The sequence below is a fragment of the Olleya sp. YS genome (assembly GCF_029760915.1).
GTDB lineage: Bacteria > Bacteroidota > Bacteroidia > Flavobacteriales > Flavobacteriaceae > Olleya.
Genome location: NZ_CP121685.1, coordinates 25508 through 43214, shown reverse-complemented (window position 1 = coordinate 43214; position 17707 = coordinate 25508). Strand labels below are relative to the sequence as shown.

20 protein-coding genes are annotated in these 17707 nt (G+C 31.8%); 7 read left to right on the top strand and 13 right to left on the bottom strand.

The features are described from left to right. Positions 1-2 precede the first annotated feature (2 nt). Both Ollyesu_RS00250 and Ollyesu_RS00245 read left to right on the top strand, forming a co-directional pair. On the top strand, positions 3-1013 hold the full coding sequence (locus tag Ollyesu_RS00250) for a glycosyltransferase (RefSeq protein ID WP_279301811.1): 1011 nt from the start codon (positions 3-5) through the stop codon (positions 1011-1013). Positions 1014-1072: 59 nt separating this feature from the next. Further along, on the top strand, positions 1073-2467 hold the full coding sequence (locus Ollyesu_RS00245) for a sugar transferase (RefSeq protein ID WP_279301810.1): 1395 nt from the start codon (positions 1073-1075) through the stop codon (positions 2465-2467). Positions 2468-2525: 58 nt separating this feature from the next. On the opposite strand, the gene Ollyesu_RS00240 is transcribed toward Ollyesu_RS00245, so the two are convergent. Continuing rightward, on the bottom strand, positions 2526-3698 hold the full coding sequence (locus Ollyesu_RS00240; RefSeq protein ID WP_279301809.1) for a DUF4105 domain-containing protein: 1173 nt from the start codon (positions 3696-3698) through the stop codon (positions 2526-2528). A gap of 14 nt (positions 3699-3712) precedes the next feature. Beyond that, positions 3713-4699, bottom strand: a complete 987-nt coding sequence (locus Ollyesu_RS00235) for a PorV/PorQ family protein (RefSeq protein ID WP_279303081.1) — start codon at positions 4697-4699, stop codon at positions 3713-3715. 206 nt (positions 4700-4905) lie between these two features. Between Ollyesu_RS00235 and Ollyesu_RS00230 the strand changes: the two genes are divergently transcribed. Beyond that, a complete protein-coding gene (locus Ollyesu_RS00230) occupies positions 4906-5655 on the top strand; it encodes a CDP-alcohol phosphatidyltransferase family protein (protein ID WP_279301808.1) in 750 nt (249 codons plus the stop codon). 9 nt (positions 5656-5664) lie between these two features. Next, a complete protein-coding gene (locus Ollyesu_RS00225; protein WP_279301807.1) occupies positions 5665-6495 on the top strand; it encodes a tellurium resistance protein TerC in 831 nt (276 codons plus the stop codon). 59 nt (positions 6496-6554) lie between these two features. Here Ollyesu_RS00225 and lptB read toward each other — a convergent pair whose 3' ends face one another. From lptB to Ollyesu_RS00205, 4 genes are all read right to left on the bottom strand, one after another. Beyond that, the gene (gene lptB / locus Ollyesu_RS00220; RefSeq protein WP_111659127.1) at positions 6555-7295 is read right to left on the bottom strand and encodes an LPS export ABC transporter ATP-binding protein; all 741 of its coding nucleotides are present in this window, start codon (positions 7293-7295) and stop codon (positions 6555-6557) included. A 75-nt stretch (positions 7296-7370) separates the two neighbouring features. Continuing rightward, on the bottom strand, positions 7371-7718 hold the full coding sequence (locus tag Ollyesu_RS00215; protein WP_279301806.1) for a carboxymuconolactone decarboxylase family protein: 348 nt from the start codon (positions 7716-7718) through the stop codon (positions 7371-7373). Next, a complete protein-coding gene (gene tatC, locus Ollyesu_RS00210; protein WP_279301805.1) occupies positions 7702-8538 on the bottom strand; it encodes a twin-arginine translocase subunit TatC in 837 nt (278 codons plus the stop codon). The genes Ollyesu_RS00215 and tatC overlap by 17 nt, the downstream gene beginning before the upstream one ends. After that, complete coding sequence (locus Ollyesu_RS00205) at positions 8538-9503, bottom strand: KpsF/GutQ family sugar-phosphate isomerase (protein WP_279301804.1); 966 nt, start codon at positions 9501-9503, stop codon at positions 8538-8540. The genes tatC and Ollyesu_RS00205 overlap by 1 nt, the downstream gene beginning before the upstream one ends. 197 nt (positions 9504-9700) lie before the next feature. Here Ollyesu_RS00205 and recQ point away from each other — a divergent pair, with 197 nt between their 5' ends. Next, positions 9701-11893: a DNA helicase RecQ gene (recQ, locus tag Ollyesu_RS00200; RefSeq protein WP_279301803.1), complete on the top strand. Its 2193-nt coding sequence runs from the start codon at positions 9701-9703 to the stop codon at positions 11891-11893. Between the two features lie 38 nt (positions 11894-11931). Here the strand turns inward: recQ and Ollyesu_RS00195 are convergent, their stop codons facing one another. After that, complete coding sequence (locus tag Ollyesu_RS00195) at positions 11932-12366, bottom strand: hypothetical protein (protein ID WP_279301802.1); 435 nt, start codon at positions 12364-12366, stop codon at positions 11932-11934. Between the two features lie 116 nt (positions 12367-12482). On the opposite strand from Ollyesu_RS00195, the gene Ollyesu_RS00190 reads away from it, so the two are divergent. Both Ollyesu_RS00190 and Ollyesu_RS00185 read left to right on the top strand, forming a co-directional pair. Then, the gene (locus Ollyesu_RS00190; protein WP_279301801.1) at positions 12483-13415 is read left to right on the top strand and encodes a peptidylprolyl isomerase; all 933 of its coding nucleotides are present in this window, start codon (positions 12483-12485) and stop codon (positions 13413-13415) included. Positions 13416-13520: 105 nt separating this feature from the next. Beyond that, positions 13521-14063: a YfiT family bacillithiol transferase gene (locus tag Ollyesu_RS00185; protein ID WP_279301800.1), complete on the top strand. Its 543-nt coding sequence runs from the start codon at positions 13521-13523 to the stop codon at positions 14061-14063. Between the two features lie 12 nt (positions 14064-14075). Here the strand turns inward: Ollyesu_RS00185 and Ollyesu_RS00180 are convergent, their stop codons facing one another. The 6 genes from Ollyesu_RS00180 to Ollyesu_RS00155 form a co-directional block, all read right to left on the bottom strand. Further along, positions 14076-14300 (bottom strand): hypothetical protein, encoded by a 225-nt coding sequence (locus Ollyesu_RS00180; RefSeq protein WP_279301799.1) that lies wholly within the window; start codon positions 14298-14300, stop codon positions 14076-14078. Positions 14301-14306: 6 nt separating this feature from the next. Continuing rightward, positions 14307-14741 carry a BLUF domain-containing protein gene (locus Ollyesu_RS00175; protein WP_279301798.1) on the bottom strand — a complete coding sequence of 145 codons (435 nt, stop codon included), beginning with the start codon at positions 14739-14741 and terminating at the stop codon, positions 14307-14309. A 163-nt stretch (positions 14742-14904) separates the two neighbouring features. After that, positions 14905-16209, bottom strand: a complete 1305-nt coding sequence (locus Ollyesu_RS00170; protein ID WP_279301797.1) for a deoxyribodipyrimidine photo-lyase — start codon at positions 16207-16209, stop codon at positions 14905-14907. A 29-nt stretch (positions 16210-16238) separates the two neighbouring features. Beyond that, on the bottom strand, positions 16239-16700 hold the full coding sequence (locus Ollyesu_RS00165; RefSeq protein WP_279301796.1) for an SRPBCC family protein: 462 nt from the start codon (positions 16698-16700) through the stop codon (positions 16239-16241). A 12-nt stretch (positions 16701-16712) separates the two neighbouring features. Further along, positions 16713-17174: a tryptophan-rich sensory protein gene (locus Ollyesu_RS00160; RefSeq protein WP_279301795.1), complete on the bottom strand. Its 462-nt coding sequence runs from the start codon at positions 17172-17174 to the stop codon at positions 16713-16715. After that, entirely contained in the window at positions 17171-17707 is a 537-nt protein-coding gene (locus Ollyesu_RS00155; RefSeq protein WP_279301794.1) for a glutathione peroxidase, read from the bottom strand. Before Ollyesu_RS00155 ends, Ollyesu_RS00160 begins: the two co-directional genes overlap by 4 nt.

Below are 17707 nucleotides of genomic sequence, written 5' to 3'. Positions count from 1 at the left end.
ATTTGAAGCACTTAGTTTACATAGGCAACAAGTTATCAAAAAAAGGTAAAACTGCTACAACTATTGACACCCTTGGAAAAGGGCTTGAGGCAGCAGGTTTTGAGGTTACATATGCATCAAGCTATTCAAATATTATTTTGAGATTTCTGGATATGTTATGGACGGTTTTTCAAAAGAGAAAAACGACAGACTATGTTTTAATTGATACCTACAGCACCTTAAATTTTTTTTATGCATATGCAGTTAGCAAATTGTGTCAATGGTTAAACTTAAAGTACATACCAATATTACATGGAGGTAATTTACCAAAGCGTTTAAAAAATAATCCTAAACTCAGCGCTTCGATATTTAATAAATCTTATATAAATATTTCACCCTCTGATTTTATTAAATCTGAATTTGAAACATTTGGATATTTCAATGTGTCAGTAATTCCTAATAGTATTTCTATTAATAATTATTCATTTACTGAGCGATCTATGGATAAGGTTGATTTGCTTTGGGTTCGATCCTTTTCTAACCTATACAATCCTAAGCTTGCTGTAACTATTTTATTTCAATTAAAAAAAATATACCCAAAAGCGACACTATGTATGGTCGGACCAGATAATGATGGGAGCTTGAAAACCACCAAAGCATATGCAGACCAATTAGGTATTGATGTGACTTTTACAGGAAAGCTAACCAAAAAAGAATGGGTAGCATTATCAACTAACTACTCAGTGTTTATTAATACTACAAATTTTGATAACACACCTGTTAGTGTTATTGAAGCTATGGCTTTAGGTTTACCAATAGTATCTACTAATGTTGGAGGACTACCATATTTAATAGAGCATAATAGCGAAGGTATACTAGTCAATCCAAATCATCCAGAAGCTTTTGTAGATGCTATTAAACAATATAAAAACAATACTGTTTTTAGAACATCTGTTATAAAACAAGCACGATTAAAAGCCGAATCATTTGATTGGAAACATATTAAACAACAATGGTTAACCACTTTAAAGTAAAAAACTTGTTATAATACAATTACTTGTTATCTTTGAAATAATTCTTCCAACCAATACCAATGACAGATACTAGTGGCATTCACTTTGAAATTTCTGAACGTAAAATTTTATTACGTTTGTTTGATTTGCTTTTTGTTGGTTTGTCTTTGTTTGTAGTTAGTACTTTTTTTGAATTTGATTATTTTAGAGTCTATGATCAACATTGGGCTTGGTTTATTGTACTTGCATTGTATATCTCTGTATTTGGAACAGTTCTAGAATTATACGATTTACAAAAATCTAGTCGGTTAGAGACCGTTTTGGGTACTGTTTTATTAACCACATCAGTAACTGTTTTATTTTATTTACTAACCCCATTTTTTACGCCTTCTTTACCAGAAAATAGATTGCAAATTTTATATTTTTATTTAGCCATATTATTTGGGTTATACCTTTGGCGTTGGGCTTACATTACTTTTATTTCATCACCACGATTTTTTAAAAAGGTGTTATTGGTTGGCGAAACGTCAAATATAAAAAGTATTATCGATGCTTTTGCTAATGCAGATCCTAACTATAAAATAGTTGGTTTTATAAATTGTGAAACCGAAAAAACTGATGCTGTAAAATTTAAAGGTTTAAAAGAATATGAGCCTACAGCAATGCATCAAATTATTAAGGATGAGAGTATTTCTGAAGTGGTTGTAGCAAGTTATAATTCTGAAAACATTACACCTTCCATCTATTCAGATTTAATCACACTATTAGAAAAAGGATTCCCAATTAAAGAATATACTCAGGTATATGAAGATATTACATATCGTGTCCCTGTACAGTTTGTAGGTAAAGACTTTTATAAATATTTTCCATTTAGTCGAAATAATAAAAATAAACTGTACTTAACATATAGACGGTTATTTGATGTTGTATTATCCATTATTGGTTTGATTATTGGTACTTTGTTGTTACCAATAGTGTTACTAGGAAACCTTATTGGAAATAGAGGAGCTTTATTTTACACTCAAGAACGTGTTGGTAAAAACGGAGTACCATTTAAAATCTATAAGTTTAGAACTATGGTTAAAAATGCTGAAACTAAAGGTGCGGTTTGGGCTACCAAAAATGATAGTCGGATTACTGCTTTTGGGAAGTTTTTGCGTGTCTCTCGTTTTGATGAATTTCCTCAATTTATAAATATTCTAAAAGGAGATATGAGTTTGATTGGACCACGTCCAGAACGACCATATTTTGTGGACGAGTTATCTCAAGTCATTCCATTTTATGAGACAAGACACATTGTAAAACCTGGACTTACAGGTTGGGCTCAAGTAAAAGCACGTTATGGTTCAAGTATAGATGATAGTTTGTTAAAACTTCAATACGATTTGTATTACATCAAACACCGTAGTTTTTTATTGGACATTAATATTATTGTTAAAACTTTAAGCACAGTAATCTTTTTTAGAGGACAATAATTAGTAGTCAACAGTGTTGAGTATAAAATTTATTCTGGTAACTTATCGATTAAAAAAGCTATGCAGTTTTCTTGAAATAATTCAACAAAAACACATATCTAACAGACAGAGTAAATACTAAAGGAATTAAAGCAGGAGCAAAGCGTTGCACACCAATAGTCCAATGTAATGACATTAGACATAGCATTAAAATCAAAAATTTAATATACCCAATAAACCATTTTTTAGGATTGACTTTTAATAATTGTAACACGCAAAATAAACTTAAAGGAAAAGCCCATAATAAATTATAGTTATAAGCTGTACCTGTGTGATCCGTAGCAAACCACAATAAAAATAAAACCAATCCAACCAATCCAGTTAATATAAAAACAATAAGATCTAACCATTTAGTTCTTTTTTTGTTTTTAAAGTCTTTGTAAGTTAAAAAAATAATAATTGCAGAAATTATCAATATTGTAAATAGAGGGCTTATTAAAAAATTGGCTTGCTTGTTTTCATTAACTCCTTCTTTAGTGTAAATAACCTTGGTGTTGCTAACTAATTTTTCTCCAGAATTTTTTAAAGTCGCAACTTCAAAAAATTGATAAATTTTTTCAGGTAAAAATAGCTGTTCTCTAGGAGTAGCCTCTCTGTCAATTATGGAACCAAGTGCAATGTCAATTCCAAAACTTCCCCAAGTATTCCAATGTAGGTGTTTATCAATTAATGTCCTAAATGTTTGGTCTTTGTAGTCTTTAGGTAAATTGTAATTTAAATTTCCGTTTAAAGTCGTTTCAATTATATCTCTAATTTTGGTAGCACAATTATCATAAAAAAAGTCATATAAATAGGCGCCTTCATTTTTCTTATAGTTGGCTTCTAAGTAATTATATAATTGTTGTTTTTGTGAAGTTGTTAGATTTAATTGTTGTTCTATAATAGTTCTGTCATCATTGATGTATGAAGTAATGAAACCTTGATAGTTTGTTTTTCCTTGAAGATATTTTAATTTCCCTTGAGCAAAATTTAGATAAAAATTTGGGTCATCAAAGTTATATCGACCAAAGTCATAAGCTCTATCAAAAAAACGAGATTTAATACGGATAGCATTATGTCCAAAAGCATCATTTAAATTGCTACCTGGACCAAAAGTTATGACACTAACAGTACTATCTTCAGATAAAGGTAATGTTTGAGAAAAACTGGTAGAAACTAGAAATAAAAAGAATAAACGTAATACTAAGGTCATACTACAAAGATAACTTATCTAAACACACTAAAATCAAGTTTTAAAGAAAACACATTAGAGTATAAAGCGACACTTTGGTCGCCAATATCTGTAAAAGCATAATCCACTTGAATACCCTTATATTTAAAACCTACACCAAAGCTAGGCTGAAAGGTCAAATCTTCCGAGTTATCAAACTGTAATTCGTTTTGAAAATTACCAACTCCAGTTCTTAAATAAATCATATCTAAATACCCAAATTCAAATCCTAAAGCTGGATTAATACTTGCAAAAGAGGAGGATAGAATATCGTTATTCTGCTCGAATCTAACATTTAAATCTAACTCGGCTTCCAATGTATAATCGTAATGAAAACGGTATAATTTAGCCACACCAATTTGCAGCTTAGGTATGGTGATTTCTGTAGTTTCAGGTAATTCTTGGTTTTGTCCTTCAACAGCGTTTTGCACTTTAGCAAATTCGTCTTCATCAATATTCCAAGCATTAAAAGTGGTTGTTATATCTCGAGCCATGATACCAAACTTCCAATTATTGTTACTTTCAAATTGAATGGCAGCATCTAACCCAAAACCCCAACTTGAAGCAAAATCTCCAATAATACGTCTAATAATTTTGGCATTGACTCCGTAGCTTAAACCTTCAATAGGTAAATCTCTAGAATACGAAAACGTTAACCCGTAATCTGCAGTAGAAAACAAGCTGATTCTATCATAGTTTACATTTCCTTGTTCGTCAATTAATTGTGTAGTGTCTAAAATATCATCAACCGCAAAACGTATCAAAGAGATTCCAAAAGCACTCCTGTCATCTAATGGCATAGCGAATGCAGCATAGTCGTAATTAGCAATATTTGCAAAGTAGCTAGAGTGCATTAAGGCTAACTGGTTGTCTTCTAAGTTTATTAATCCAGCAGGATTCCAATAACCAGAATTAACGTCGCTGCTTCGTGCAACAACAGCATTACTCATACCTAATGCAGCTGCATCCACGCCAATATTCATAAATTCGTTAGAATATTTACGTGTAGTTTGAGCTATACTTATGGACGTGCTCAGTAATAAAAAAGCTAGTAAGCGTATTTTCAATGTCAATTTTTTTTACAAAGATGCTATAATTTTTCTATATATTAAACTTCAATTTTAATACTATATTGTTTAGTGTTTGGAATAGACCAAAATACTTTGCTATTTTTACAAAAAACTAACTAATGACTATTAAAGCTTTTATACCAAATTTTGTAACACTTCTAAATTTATTCTGCGGAAGTGTGGCAGTCATCTTTGCAGTCAATAACCATTTTGTGTTTGCTGCTTTTTTTGTGTTTTTAGGTATTTTCTTTGATTTTTTTGATGGTCTATTAGCTAGAAAATTAAAAGTCCAAAGTGAGCTAGGTTTACAGTTAGATAGCTTGGCCGATATGGTAACTAGCGGTTTGGTGCCTGGAATTATCATGTTTAAGTTATTAGAGTTAGCTAGTAATAGCAAAGCTATAACACCTGTAAGTGAATGGTCAGAAACTATGCAATGGAGTGGTTATAAGTTAAATTTGTTACCCTTTATTGGATTATTTATTACGTTAGCATCTGCTTACAGGTTAGCACGTTTTAATTTAGACGAAGACCAACAAAGCTACTTTAAAGGCTTGCCAACACCTGCAAACGCCTTGCTAATTTTATCTCTGCCTTTAATTTTAGAGTTTCAGAATAACGATTTAATTAACGCAACAATATTAAACAAGTGGTTTTTAATTGCTCTAACTTTAACGAGTTGTTACTTATTAAACTCACCTATAAAACTATTTGCTTTAAAATTTAAAGATTGGTCGTTTAAGACTAATGCAGTCCGTTACATCTTTATTATTTTAAGTATCGTGCTATTAATTGTCTTGCATTTTGCAGCCATACCAATTATTATTGCCTTATATATTTTACTATCCTTATTTAATAATATTAACTAATCTTATACTATGTTAGAAGTTGTTTTTACATTACTAATGCTTATTTTATTACAAGCTGTTTTAGGCTTTGATAACCTGTTATATATTTCTTTAGAGTCCAAAAAAGCACCAGAAGCCGATCAAAAAGGGGTTAGAAAAAAGGGGATTTTAATCGCTATTGTTTTAAGAATAGTTTTACTATTTGTATTGGTTAGAATCATTGGTTTTTTTCAAGAGCCATTTTCTTTTTTAACTGGAGAAATTGGAGACGTTGCATCCTTTGAATTTAATGGACATAGTCTAATTGTGCTTGCTGGTGGTGGATTTATAATTTATACTGCTATAAAAGAAATTTGGCACATGATTGGTGCTCCTGATTTAGATCATGATATTGAAGGTGATGGTAAAAGTAGAAAATCTGCCAATGCAGTAATTACTAGTATAGTTATTATGAATTTAGTATTTTCATTCGATTCTATTTTAGCAGCAATTGGATTAACTAGCGATATTGAAAATAGCACAACTGCTTTCATTGTCATGGCAATAGCTATTGTTATTAGTGGGTTATTAATGTTGTTTTTAGCAGATAGAATTTCAGTGTTTTTAGCAAAAAACAGAATGTACGAAGTCCTTGGCTTATTTATCCTATTTATAGTAGGAATTATGTTAGTCACTGAAGGTGGTCACTTAGCACATTTAAAGTTATTTGGCAACCCAATAGAATCAATGAGTAAAACAACCTTCTACTTTGTGATTGCTATATTAGTGATAACAGATGTTGTACAAGGTCGTTATCAAAGAAAGATTTTGGCAGAGCAGAAAGCAATGATGAAAGATACTAAGAAAGATAAGTTGTCATAAAAAAAATCCCAATTGAATTTCAATTGGGATTTTTTTTATGAGGTAGTGAATTATTAGTACTATTCTCTAATCTTCTTTTTACGCAACTCAAAATTTTGTCCTAAGTACACTTTACGTACCATTTCATCGTTAGCCAATTCTTCAGGTTCTCCTGCCTTTAGGATGCTTCCTTCAAACATTAAATAGGTTCTATCTGTAATAGCTAAAGTTTCTTGTACGTTGTGGTCTGTAATTAAAATACCAATATTCTTTTTGGTTAATTGTGCGACTATACGTTGAATATCTTCTACTGCAACTGGATCAACTCCTGCAAAGGGTTCATCTAATAAAATAAAACTAGGATTTGTGGCTAAAGCACGTGCAATTTCTGTACGACGACGCTCACCACCAGACAATAAATCACCTCTGTTTTTTCTAATGTGTCCTAAACTGAATTCTTCAATCAAAGACTCCATTCGGTGTAATTGCTCCTTTTTACTAAGCTTCGTTAGTTGTAAAACACTTAAAATATTATCTTCAATACTTAGTTTTCTAAATACAGATGCTTCCTGTGCTAAGTAACCAATACCATTTTGTGCACGCTTGTACATTGGATATTTAGTAATTTCTGTATTATCCAAAAATATTTGCCCACCATTAGGCTTAATTAAACCAACAATCATATAAAACGATGTGGTTTTACCAGCTCCATTTGGACCTAATAATCCTACAATTTCTCCTTGATTAACCTCAAGAGAGACGTCTTTTACAACTTTACGTCCATTATAGGACTTCATTAAATGTTCGGCTCTAAGCTTCATGTGGTGTGTTTAATTGTGCTAAAAATAGTCATTTAGATATAACTATTAAAATAGGACTATTATTTTATGTAAAGTTTAACCTTGTGCTTCTAATGCTTCCCAATACTCGTAAGCACGTCTTAAATGAGGAATAACTATAGTACCACCAATTAACGTAGCTATGCTTAAGGTTTCCATAACTTCTGCTTTAGATAAACCTTGCTTAAAGCTTGATTCTAGATGGTATTTAACGCAATCGTCACAACGTAAAACGGTTGAGGCTACTAAGCCTAACAATTCTTTAGTTTTAACGTCTAAAGCACCTTCGGTAAATGCATTGGTGTCTAGATTAAAAATACGTTTGATTATTTTGTTATTATCGCTAAGAATTTTGTCGTTCATCTTAGCACGATAGTCGTTAAAGTCTTTAACTTGGTCTGACATGTTTATTCTGTTTTTTTAAATCTCTTTTTACTACTATTCTAGCAATATGAATACTGATTTCATATAAAATCAACACAGGAATTGCTACTATAATTTGACTGGCTACATCTGGAGGCGTGATTATTGCAGACAGTATTAATACAATGACTAATGCAAATTTGCGGTATTTGCGTAAAAACTCTGCAGTAACTAATCCTACCTTTGCTAAAAAATAAATAAGGATAGGCAACTCGAAGATAATTCCTGACGCTAAAACTGCAGCTCTTACTAAACCTACGTAGGATGAAATGTCTATCTCATTGGACACTTCTGCACTTACAGAATATGTTCCTAAGAAATTAATAGATAAAGGTGTGATTATGTAATAACCAAATAATACACCCATAAAAAACAGCAATGATGAAATAATAATAAATCCAGTTGAAGTTTTTCTTTCTTTAGCAGTTAATCCAGGACTAATAAAATGCCATAATTGATAAATAATATATGGAAAGGCAACAATAAAACCTGTATAAATAGAAGTCCAGATATGAATAGAAAATTGTCCAGCCATTTCGCGGTTTTGAATGATAAACGGAAAGGCGTCTGCACAAAAACTAATATCGTTTATTCCAAAGAATTGAGACAAATTACACAACCATTGATAGGTTGGAAAAGACATTTTCTGAGGCGCAAATAAAATAGTATCAAAAATAAAACTTGGGAAACAAAACGCTATGATTCCGCAAATAACTACTGCTGTAACTATTCTAATTAAATGCCATCTTAAATCTTCGAGATGATCTAAAAACGACATCTCATTTACATCTTTCTTTGCCATTATAAAATCCCTTCTCTAATTAAATCATGTACATGTACGACACCAGCATAAAGACCTTCTTTTTCGACTAATAATTGAGATATCCCATACGTTTCCAACACTTCCATAGCGTCTATAGCCATAGCGTCTTCCTCTATGCGCTTAGGGTTGGCACTCATAATATCTTTAGCAGTTAATTGACTAAAATCATCAACTTTACTTAGCATACGACGCAAATCACCATCGGTAATAATTCCAACAATCTTGTTGTTTTCAGTAACAGCTGTGACGCCTAGCATTTTTTCTGAAATCTCTACAATAACTTGTTTGATATTGGTGTCCAAAGCTACTTCAGGTTTCATATTAACAGAAGATATATCATGTACTCTTAAGTATAACTTTTTACCTAAGGCACCACCAGGATGATATTTTGCAAAATCTTTACTTGAAAAACCACGTAATTCTAATAAACTAACAGCTAATGCATCACCAAGGACGAGTTGTGCTGTGGTACTGGTTGTAGGTGCTAAATTATTAGGACAAGCTTCTTTCTGTACAAACGCATTTAAAACAAAATCGGCTTGTTGCCCTAAAAAGGAATCTTTATTACCAGTAATGGCAATCATTTTATTTTCAGCATTTTTAATTAAAGGCACCAAAACTTTAATTTCTGGTGTGTTTCCACTTTTAGAAATACAGATTACTACATCATCTTCCAAAATCAATCCTAAGTCACCATGTATGGCATCTGCAGCGTGCATAAATACAGCTGGTGTCCCAGTAGAATTAAGCGTAGCCACTATTTTGGTAGCAATAATTGCACTTTTACCAATCCCTGTAATTATGACACGTCCTTTAGAATTGTAGATAAGTTCTACAGCTTCTGCAAAATCATTATCAATTAATGTTGAAAGGTTAAGTATAGACTGTCCTTCTAGTTTAATAGTTTCGATTGCGCTATTAATAATGGACGCTTTAGTTTTCAATGTCTTTAATTTTTTTGGTTTATAAAGATTTTAGTATCTTTAGTCTTAATCTAAAAACAACTACAGTTTTATAGATTCTTAATGGCAACAAATTTAGCGAAAAAATTGGGAGGGGAATTCAATTCTTAGCAACTATTTATTTGTGTGCCTAAAGTATGTAAGTGTAAATAATTAATTTAATACGTAAGTTATATCTAGTGAAAAGCGATTTGCATTCAGCACTAAAAAAATACTTTGGTTTTGACGAGTTTAAAGGTCTTCAAGAACAAGTTATAAAAAGTATCCTAGAACAAAAAAATACATTTGTAATTATGCCAACAGGAGGTGGTAAAAGCTTATGCTACCAACTTCCAGCTTTAATGCAAGACGGTACAGCTATAGTAGTATCGCCTTTAATTGCACTGATGAAAAATCAGGTAGATGCCATACGAGGTGTCTCAAATGAAAATGGTGTAGCACATGTATTAAATTCTTCTTTAAATAAAACTGAAGTCAAACAAGTTAAAGCAGACATTACTAATGGTATTACTAAACTATTGTATGTAGCTCCAGAATCTTTAACTAAAGAAGAAAATGTCGAATTTTTGCGAACAGTAAAAATCTCGTTTATGGCTGTTGATGAAGCCCATTGTATTAGTGAATGGGGACATGATTTTAGACCAGAATACCGTAATTTAAGATCTATAATTAAGCGTATTGGCGATAATATTCCAATTATAGGGTTAACAGCAACTGCAACACCTAAAGTACAAGAAGATATCTTGAAAAATTTAGGTATGAACGATGCTAATACCTTTAAAGCATCATTTAACAGACCAAATTTATATTACGAGATACGTCCTAAAACCAAACAAGTAGACTCAGATATTATTCGTTTTGTAAAACAACATGAAGGAAAATCTGGTATAATCTACTGTTTAAGTAGAAAACGTGTGGAAGAACTCGCTCAAGTCTTGCAAGTTAATGGGATTAAAGCTGTGCCATATCATGCAGGTTTAGATGCTAAAAAACGATCTAGTCATCAAGATATGTTTTTGATGGAAGATATAGACGTTGTAGTAGCAACCATTGCTTTTGGAATGGGAATTGACAAGCCAGACGTTCGCTTTGTTATCCATCATGATATCCCAAAAAGCATAGAGAGTTATTATCAAGAAACTGGACGTGCTGGACGTGATGGAGGAGAAGGTCATTGTTTAGCCTATTATGCTTATAAAGACATAGAAAAGTTAGAAAAATTTATGTCTGGTAAGCCTGTTGCAGAGCAAGAAATTGGTCACGCATTATTACAAGAAGTGGTTGCTTTCGCGGAAACCTCAATCTCAAGACGTAAATTTATACTGCACTATTTTGGTGAAGAGTTTGATAATGAAACAGGTGAAGGTGGAGATATGGATGATAATATGCGTCATCCTAAAGAAAAACAAGAAGCCAAAGAGGATGCTAAATTAGTATTAGAAATAGTTGATGCGACAAACGAAAAATATAAAGCAAAAGAGTTAGTTAATGTTATTGTTGGTAAGTCTAATGCATTAATAAGCTCTCATAAAACAGATGACCAACCCTTTTTTGGTAAAGGAAAAGATAAAGAGAAATCCTATTGGATGGCTTTGACACGACAAATCTTAGTAGCAGGATTACTTAAAAAAGATATAGAAACTTACGGTGTTATTAAATTAACTCCTAAAGGTAAAGACTTTATTAAAAAACCAGAATCGTTTATGATGACTAAAGATCATGATTTTGGTGACGATGCCGATAGTAACATCATAACAGCTCAAAAGGGTGGAGGAGTAGTAGTGGATGAAGCATTAATGAAAATGCTAAAAGACCTACGCAAAACCAATGCTAAAAAATTAGGTGTACCACCTTTTGTTATATTTCAAGACCCTTCTTTAGAGGATATGGCACTAAAATATCCAACTACAATTGAAGAACTATCCAATGTACATGGTGTTGGAGAAGGTAAAGCTAAAAAATATGGTAAAGATTTTGTAAAACTTATAGGTCAATACGTAGAAGATAATGATATTACTAGACCAGACGATTTAGTCGTTAAATCTACTGGAAGCAACTCTGGATTAAAATTATATATCATCCAAAATGTTGACCGAAAACTACCATTAACGGATATCGCTTCTGCAAAAGGCATGGAAATGGCAGCTTTTATTAAAGAAATGGAAGCAATTGTCTATTCTGGGACTAAGTTGAATATTGATTATTGGATTAACGATATTTTAGACGAAGACCAACAAGAAGAGTTACATGATTATTTTATGGAGTCTGAAACAGATAAAATAGATGTGGCTATTGATGAATTTGATGGTGATTATGATGATGAAGAATTACGATTGTATCGCATCAAGTTTATTAGTGAAGTTGCTAATTAGGTGAAAAGTGAAAAGTGAAAAGTAAAAAGTATTTTGTTTTAAACTTCAGATTTTTTAAAAGGCTTAAAAACAAGTTTGTTTTTTTTAGTAGTTAATATTAGTTCTTTAATTGTCGAACGTCTTATGGTTTCTACTACGTCTTTTTCAATTTCAAAATCTATTCTGGTAACATAACCTTTAAATATGTCTGCTGGTTCAGATTCTAGTTCATCCATATCAGCATTTAAATCTAAAGTGTAATTAGTACCTTCTATGCGCAATTTTGCACCAGTTTTGGTTTTAAGTTTAAATTTACCAATTACATAAGTCTGAAAGTAATAATAACCACCTAGCTCATTATATCCTGCATAAATCAGATTATTATCTGCTACACCAAGAGGTTCATCTTGACTATGTTTTAAGATGGTTTCAATATAATTTGGATCACTATTTTCTTGGTTTTGTTTCTTTTTGAAACTGCTAAAAATTCCCATTCTTTTATTTTAATTTGGTCAAAACTACTAAAAATTAGCCGATCAAACTTTCTAGTTTTAACTTTTAAACTTGCATGTTAGTTTCCTATCTTTGCACCTTATTAAAAAACAATGACATGCAAGACGGATTATACGCAAAATTTAATACAACAAAAGGCGAAATTTTAGTCGCTTTGGAATTTGAAAAAACACCAGGAACCGTAGGAAACTTCGTAGCTTTAGCAGAAGGAAATATGGAAAATGCTGTAAAACCTCAAGGGACGCCTTATTATGATGGTTTAAAATTTCATAGAGTGATTCCAGATTTTATGATACAAGGTGGTTGTCCTCAAGGTACAGGAACAGGAAATCCAGGTTACAAGTTTGATGACGAGTTCCACCCTCAATTAAAGCATGATGGACCTGGCGTTTTAAGTATGGCTAATGCTGGACCTGGAACCAATGGTAGTCAGTTTTTTATCACTCATATTGCAACAGATTGGTTAGATGGTAATCATACAGTATTTGGAAAAGTTATTGAAGGTCAAGATGTAGTTGATGCAATAGCACAAGGTGATCAAATTGACACTTTAGAAATTGTAAGAGTCGGTAAGGATGCAGAAAACTTTAATGCTATTGAAGCCTTTAGAACGTTTGAAGGAGCTAGAGAAAAACGTGTTGCTGCAGAACGTGAAGCAAAACGTGAAGCCTTAGATAAATTAGCTGTAGGTTTTGAAGAGACAGAAAGCGGTTTACGTTACCAAATCATCCAAAAAGGAAATGGTAAAAAAGCAGAAAAGGGTAACCAAGTATCTGTACATTATAAAGGTCAACTAGCAGACGGAACAGTGTTTGATAGTTCTTACAAGCGTAACCAACCTTTAGATTTTCAAGTAGGAGTAGGACAAGTTATTTCTGGTTGGGACGAAGGTATCCAATTATTAAACGTAGGTGATAAAGCACGATTTGTAATTCCTTCAGATTTAGGATATGGAGCAAGAGGAGCAGGAGGAGTGATTCCACCAGATGCTATTCTTGTATTTGATGTAGAGCTTGTAGCTGTTAGTTAAAAAAATGCTTTTGGTTTTAGCCTTTAGCTATTAGATAAAAAAACCTCAAAAGATTAATTCCAACGTTTCGGAACTTTTGAGGTTTTTTTATTTACTTTTATGCTTATGACTGACCAAGAATTAGAACAGCTTAAATATCCTATAGGTACATTTGATTGTCCAACAACTATTTCAGCGTCTACAATAGATGCTTGGATTTCTATTTTAGAACATTTTCCAAATAGACTGGAGCAATTAGTGTCTGATTTTACAGACAAACAATTGGACACACCATACAGACCAGAGGGCTGGACGGTTAGGCAAGTTGTACATCACGTTGCAGATAGTCATCATAATAGTTACACCAGATTTAAATGGGCTATGACTGAAGATAACCCTATTATTAAAGCATATAACGAACAAGATTGGGCTAAGCAACACGATTATAGTCAACCTATTGATGCATCATTATATCATATAAAGGCTGTGCATGCTAAATTGGTATATTTTGTTAAAGGACTAAATTTAGAGCAGTTACATCGAACATTTATCCATCCAGAAGGTAATGAAACAGTAGCGTTAACCGAAAATTTAGGGATTTATGCTTGGCATTGTAACCATCACTATGCACATATCGAAGAATTAGCAAAACGTGAAGGTTGGATTTAATTTTGTAGACAATTAAAAATCTATAATATTGGATCCTTTAAGAAGGTAAATAACCAATACTGTCAACGACCCACTAACTAATAGCACATTGGTCCAATAAAATGTGCGATTTCCCCAATGCGACCACATTTTTTCACCCATAACTCGTTGCACATACCCTCTAGTTAATTTCCAATACACAAAAGTGAGTATTAAAAACAGTAAAATTGATAATATAAGTATCCAAGTTTTGCTCATTAAATGCTAAATTTCTTTTAGTTGATGTTTTTTATCATTATTTAATATTTTACGGACAGTTGCCCAAAAACTTAGTAACGATCCTGTCGATCTATCTGAAAGAGCTGAAAGTAACATTAGGTTATTGACATATTGTTTTAAGTTTTCATTTTCTGGTTTGTGGTAGGCCATATTCCATTCCGGGAAATATCGTTTGTCTACCTTATTTTCCCAAAGTAATGTGACATCAGAGTGTCTATTATCCATTTTAATTTTTTCATAAACGTCTTGTACATCCTTTTTTTTACCTTCTAATATTTGTACAAAATTTTTATTATGAAAAATAAGGCAACCTGTAATATCTCTTGAGGAATTTGTGAAGATAGCACTTTCAAGAATGTTTTCTAGATCTTTTAGAACTAACCCTGATTTTGATTTTGAATGGTAATTAAGTTGGTACATGTTGTTGGTTTATCGACGTTTTTAACGCGATTGGTATGGATTAATAGCTTGAATGAACATAAAGTTAATAATATATAACTAACTCTACAGTAAATTTGACAATAAATTACAGAGTTTTATATTAATTGATTTGATCTTTATCAGAATTTATTTTTTATCCAATTTATCCAACCGCTTCCTTATAGACCTTTAAACAGCGCTCTCTTGCTTCTTTATGGTCTACTATCGGTTCTGGATAATTAGATTCTTGATACTCTGGAACCCATTGCTTAATAAATTTATGTTCCTTGTCAAACTTATCTATTTGTGTGGTTGGATTAAAAATTCTAAAATATGGTGAAGCATCTACACCAGATCCTGCAACCCATTGCCAATTTCCAACATTAGATGCCATCTCATAGTCGTGTAGTTTCTCTGCAAAATAGGCTTCTCCCCAACGCCAATCAATTAATAAATGTTTACATAAAAAACTACCAACTAACATACGCACACGATTGTGCATAAATCCTGTTTGGTTAAGTTGTCGCATACCAGCATCTACTAAAGGATAACCCGTTTTACCTTCACACCATGCTTTAAATTCTTTTTCGTTGTTACGCCATTCTATACGATCATATTTAGATTTAAACGCTTCGTCTTTAGTATGTGGAAAATGCCATAAGATTTGCATAAAAAACTCACGCCAAATTAACTCTTGCCAAAAAATTTCATTTTTTTCGGCAATAGCCTTTTTAACCATTTTCCTAACACTGACAGTTCCAAAACGTAAATGAGGCCCTAAACGAGACGTACTGTCTTTAGCAGGAAAATTTCTGGTATCTTCATACTCCTGTATTAGTGTTGGTGTTACTGTATAATCTTTAATCTCTTGTGAGGATGTTTTAAAGCCCATATCCGACAGGCTAACATTAGGTAATCTTGTATGTTCTATGAGATTATTTAGATAGGAATTAGTATAGTAAATGTCTAAATCATGTGATTTAAATTGTTCTTTCCATGTTCTCATATATGGTGTGTATACCACATAAGGGTCGCCATCTTTTTTTACGACTTCATCTTTTTCAAAAATAACTTGATCTTTATAGGTCTTAAACTTAATATTATGGTCTTCTAATAACGACTTAATAGTTTTGTCACGCTCTGTTGCATAAGGTTCATAATCATGATTGGTAAACACAGTGTTAATTTGATAGTCTTTAATCAATTGTTCAAACGTGTTTTTTGGTGTGCCATAAAACATTGCTAAACTACTGTTATGCTCCTCTTGTAGTGTATTACGCATATTTTGTAGCGTTTCAAAAATAAAGGTAATACGTGCATCATCTTCTGGTAGTTTATCTAATATTTCTTTATCAAAAATAAAAATAGGTAACACAGGATAATCAGATTTTAGGGCATTGTAAAACCCAAGATTATCGTCTAATCTTAAATCGCGTCTAAACCAGAATATATTTACTTGTTTTTTCATTTTTGAGTTATAAGTCTTTATTTTTTTATTTAATATTTACCAAACAGCTCTTCAAGCTTTTTAGTTCTATAATTAAAGATTTCTTCTAACTTGGGTTTGACTAGAATAGGATGAGCTAACTGACCTAGAAAACCTAAAGGTATTTTATAATCTATAATATCTTCCATTTCTACACCACCATCAATATCATTTATAAAATGTTTATGATGCCATAAAGCGTAAGGACCAAAACGTTGCTCATCTACAAAATACTCACCTTCCTTAACGTGTGTAATTTCTGTAACCCATTTAGTTTTAATCCCTAACACTGGTGTGACAATATATTGTATAATTTGACCTGCAAACATAGGTCTGTCTGCACCAGACAAGATATTAAAGCCCATATAATCTGGAGTGATAGTCTTTAGATTTTTTGGATCTGATAAAAACTTCCAAGCTTCAACTTTAGTAATTGGTAAATTTTGTTTTTTATGTAGTCTGTATATTTTCATACAAATTGATTTCTAGTTGTTTAATAAAATATATCCATTAAGTGAAGTAGCAATAAGTAGCCATACCATATAGGGTAGTAGTAAATAACTTAAGTTTTTCATTTCTTGTCTGTAATTAAAGAAGAAATAAAAGATGACTATTGTTAAAGCTGTAATTGTAATTAAACCTAAAAAAACTTGATGTTGATTAAAGAAAATATAATTCCAAACAACATTTAAAAATACTTGTAATGCAAATACTAGCTTTAGTTTTTGTGTGTTTATCTTTGTAAATAAATATGCTAAGTATATTGAAAAGCAAATCATTATGGTCGTCCATGCTACGCCAAATACCCATCCTGGAGGTGTCCATGGTGCTTGGTTAAGATTATTGTACCATTCTGATGATGGTCCATTATCCATAAGCCAACTGCCTAATGCCAATCCTCCAAAATTGATGACTAAAAAGAGTAGTAATGGTTTTAATAGTTTCATTTTAAGTATTTTATAATTTTTGAACTGTTTGGATTGGTCATAGAATAAAAGTAATCTACTAACTGCCCTTCAGGATTAACTAAATATTTTTGGAAATTCCATTTTACTTTAGAATTGCTAACTCCATTTTTTTGCTTTTGGGTTAACCATTCGTAAAGTGGATGTTGTTTATTACCTTTTACATCTATTTTTTCTGTAATCAAAAACAATACACCATAGTTAACCTCACAAAATTCTTCTATTGTATTTGCATCTCCAGGTTCTTGATTTCCAAATTGATTACATGGTACTCCAATGATTTGTAGTTTGTCATTATGCGCTTCATGAAGTTCCTGTAAGTCTTTGTATTGTGATGTGAATCCACATTTTGAAGCAACATTAACAAATAGTATATGTTTACCTTTAAAGGTTTTTAAATTAATAGTTTTGCCTTGCAAACTATTAATTTCGATATCGTAAATAGACATTGGCTCTATCAAGGTTGATTCTGATTTTGAAAATAAGGTGGCAGCAAATGCTTTAAAAGGATTCAT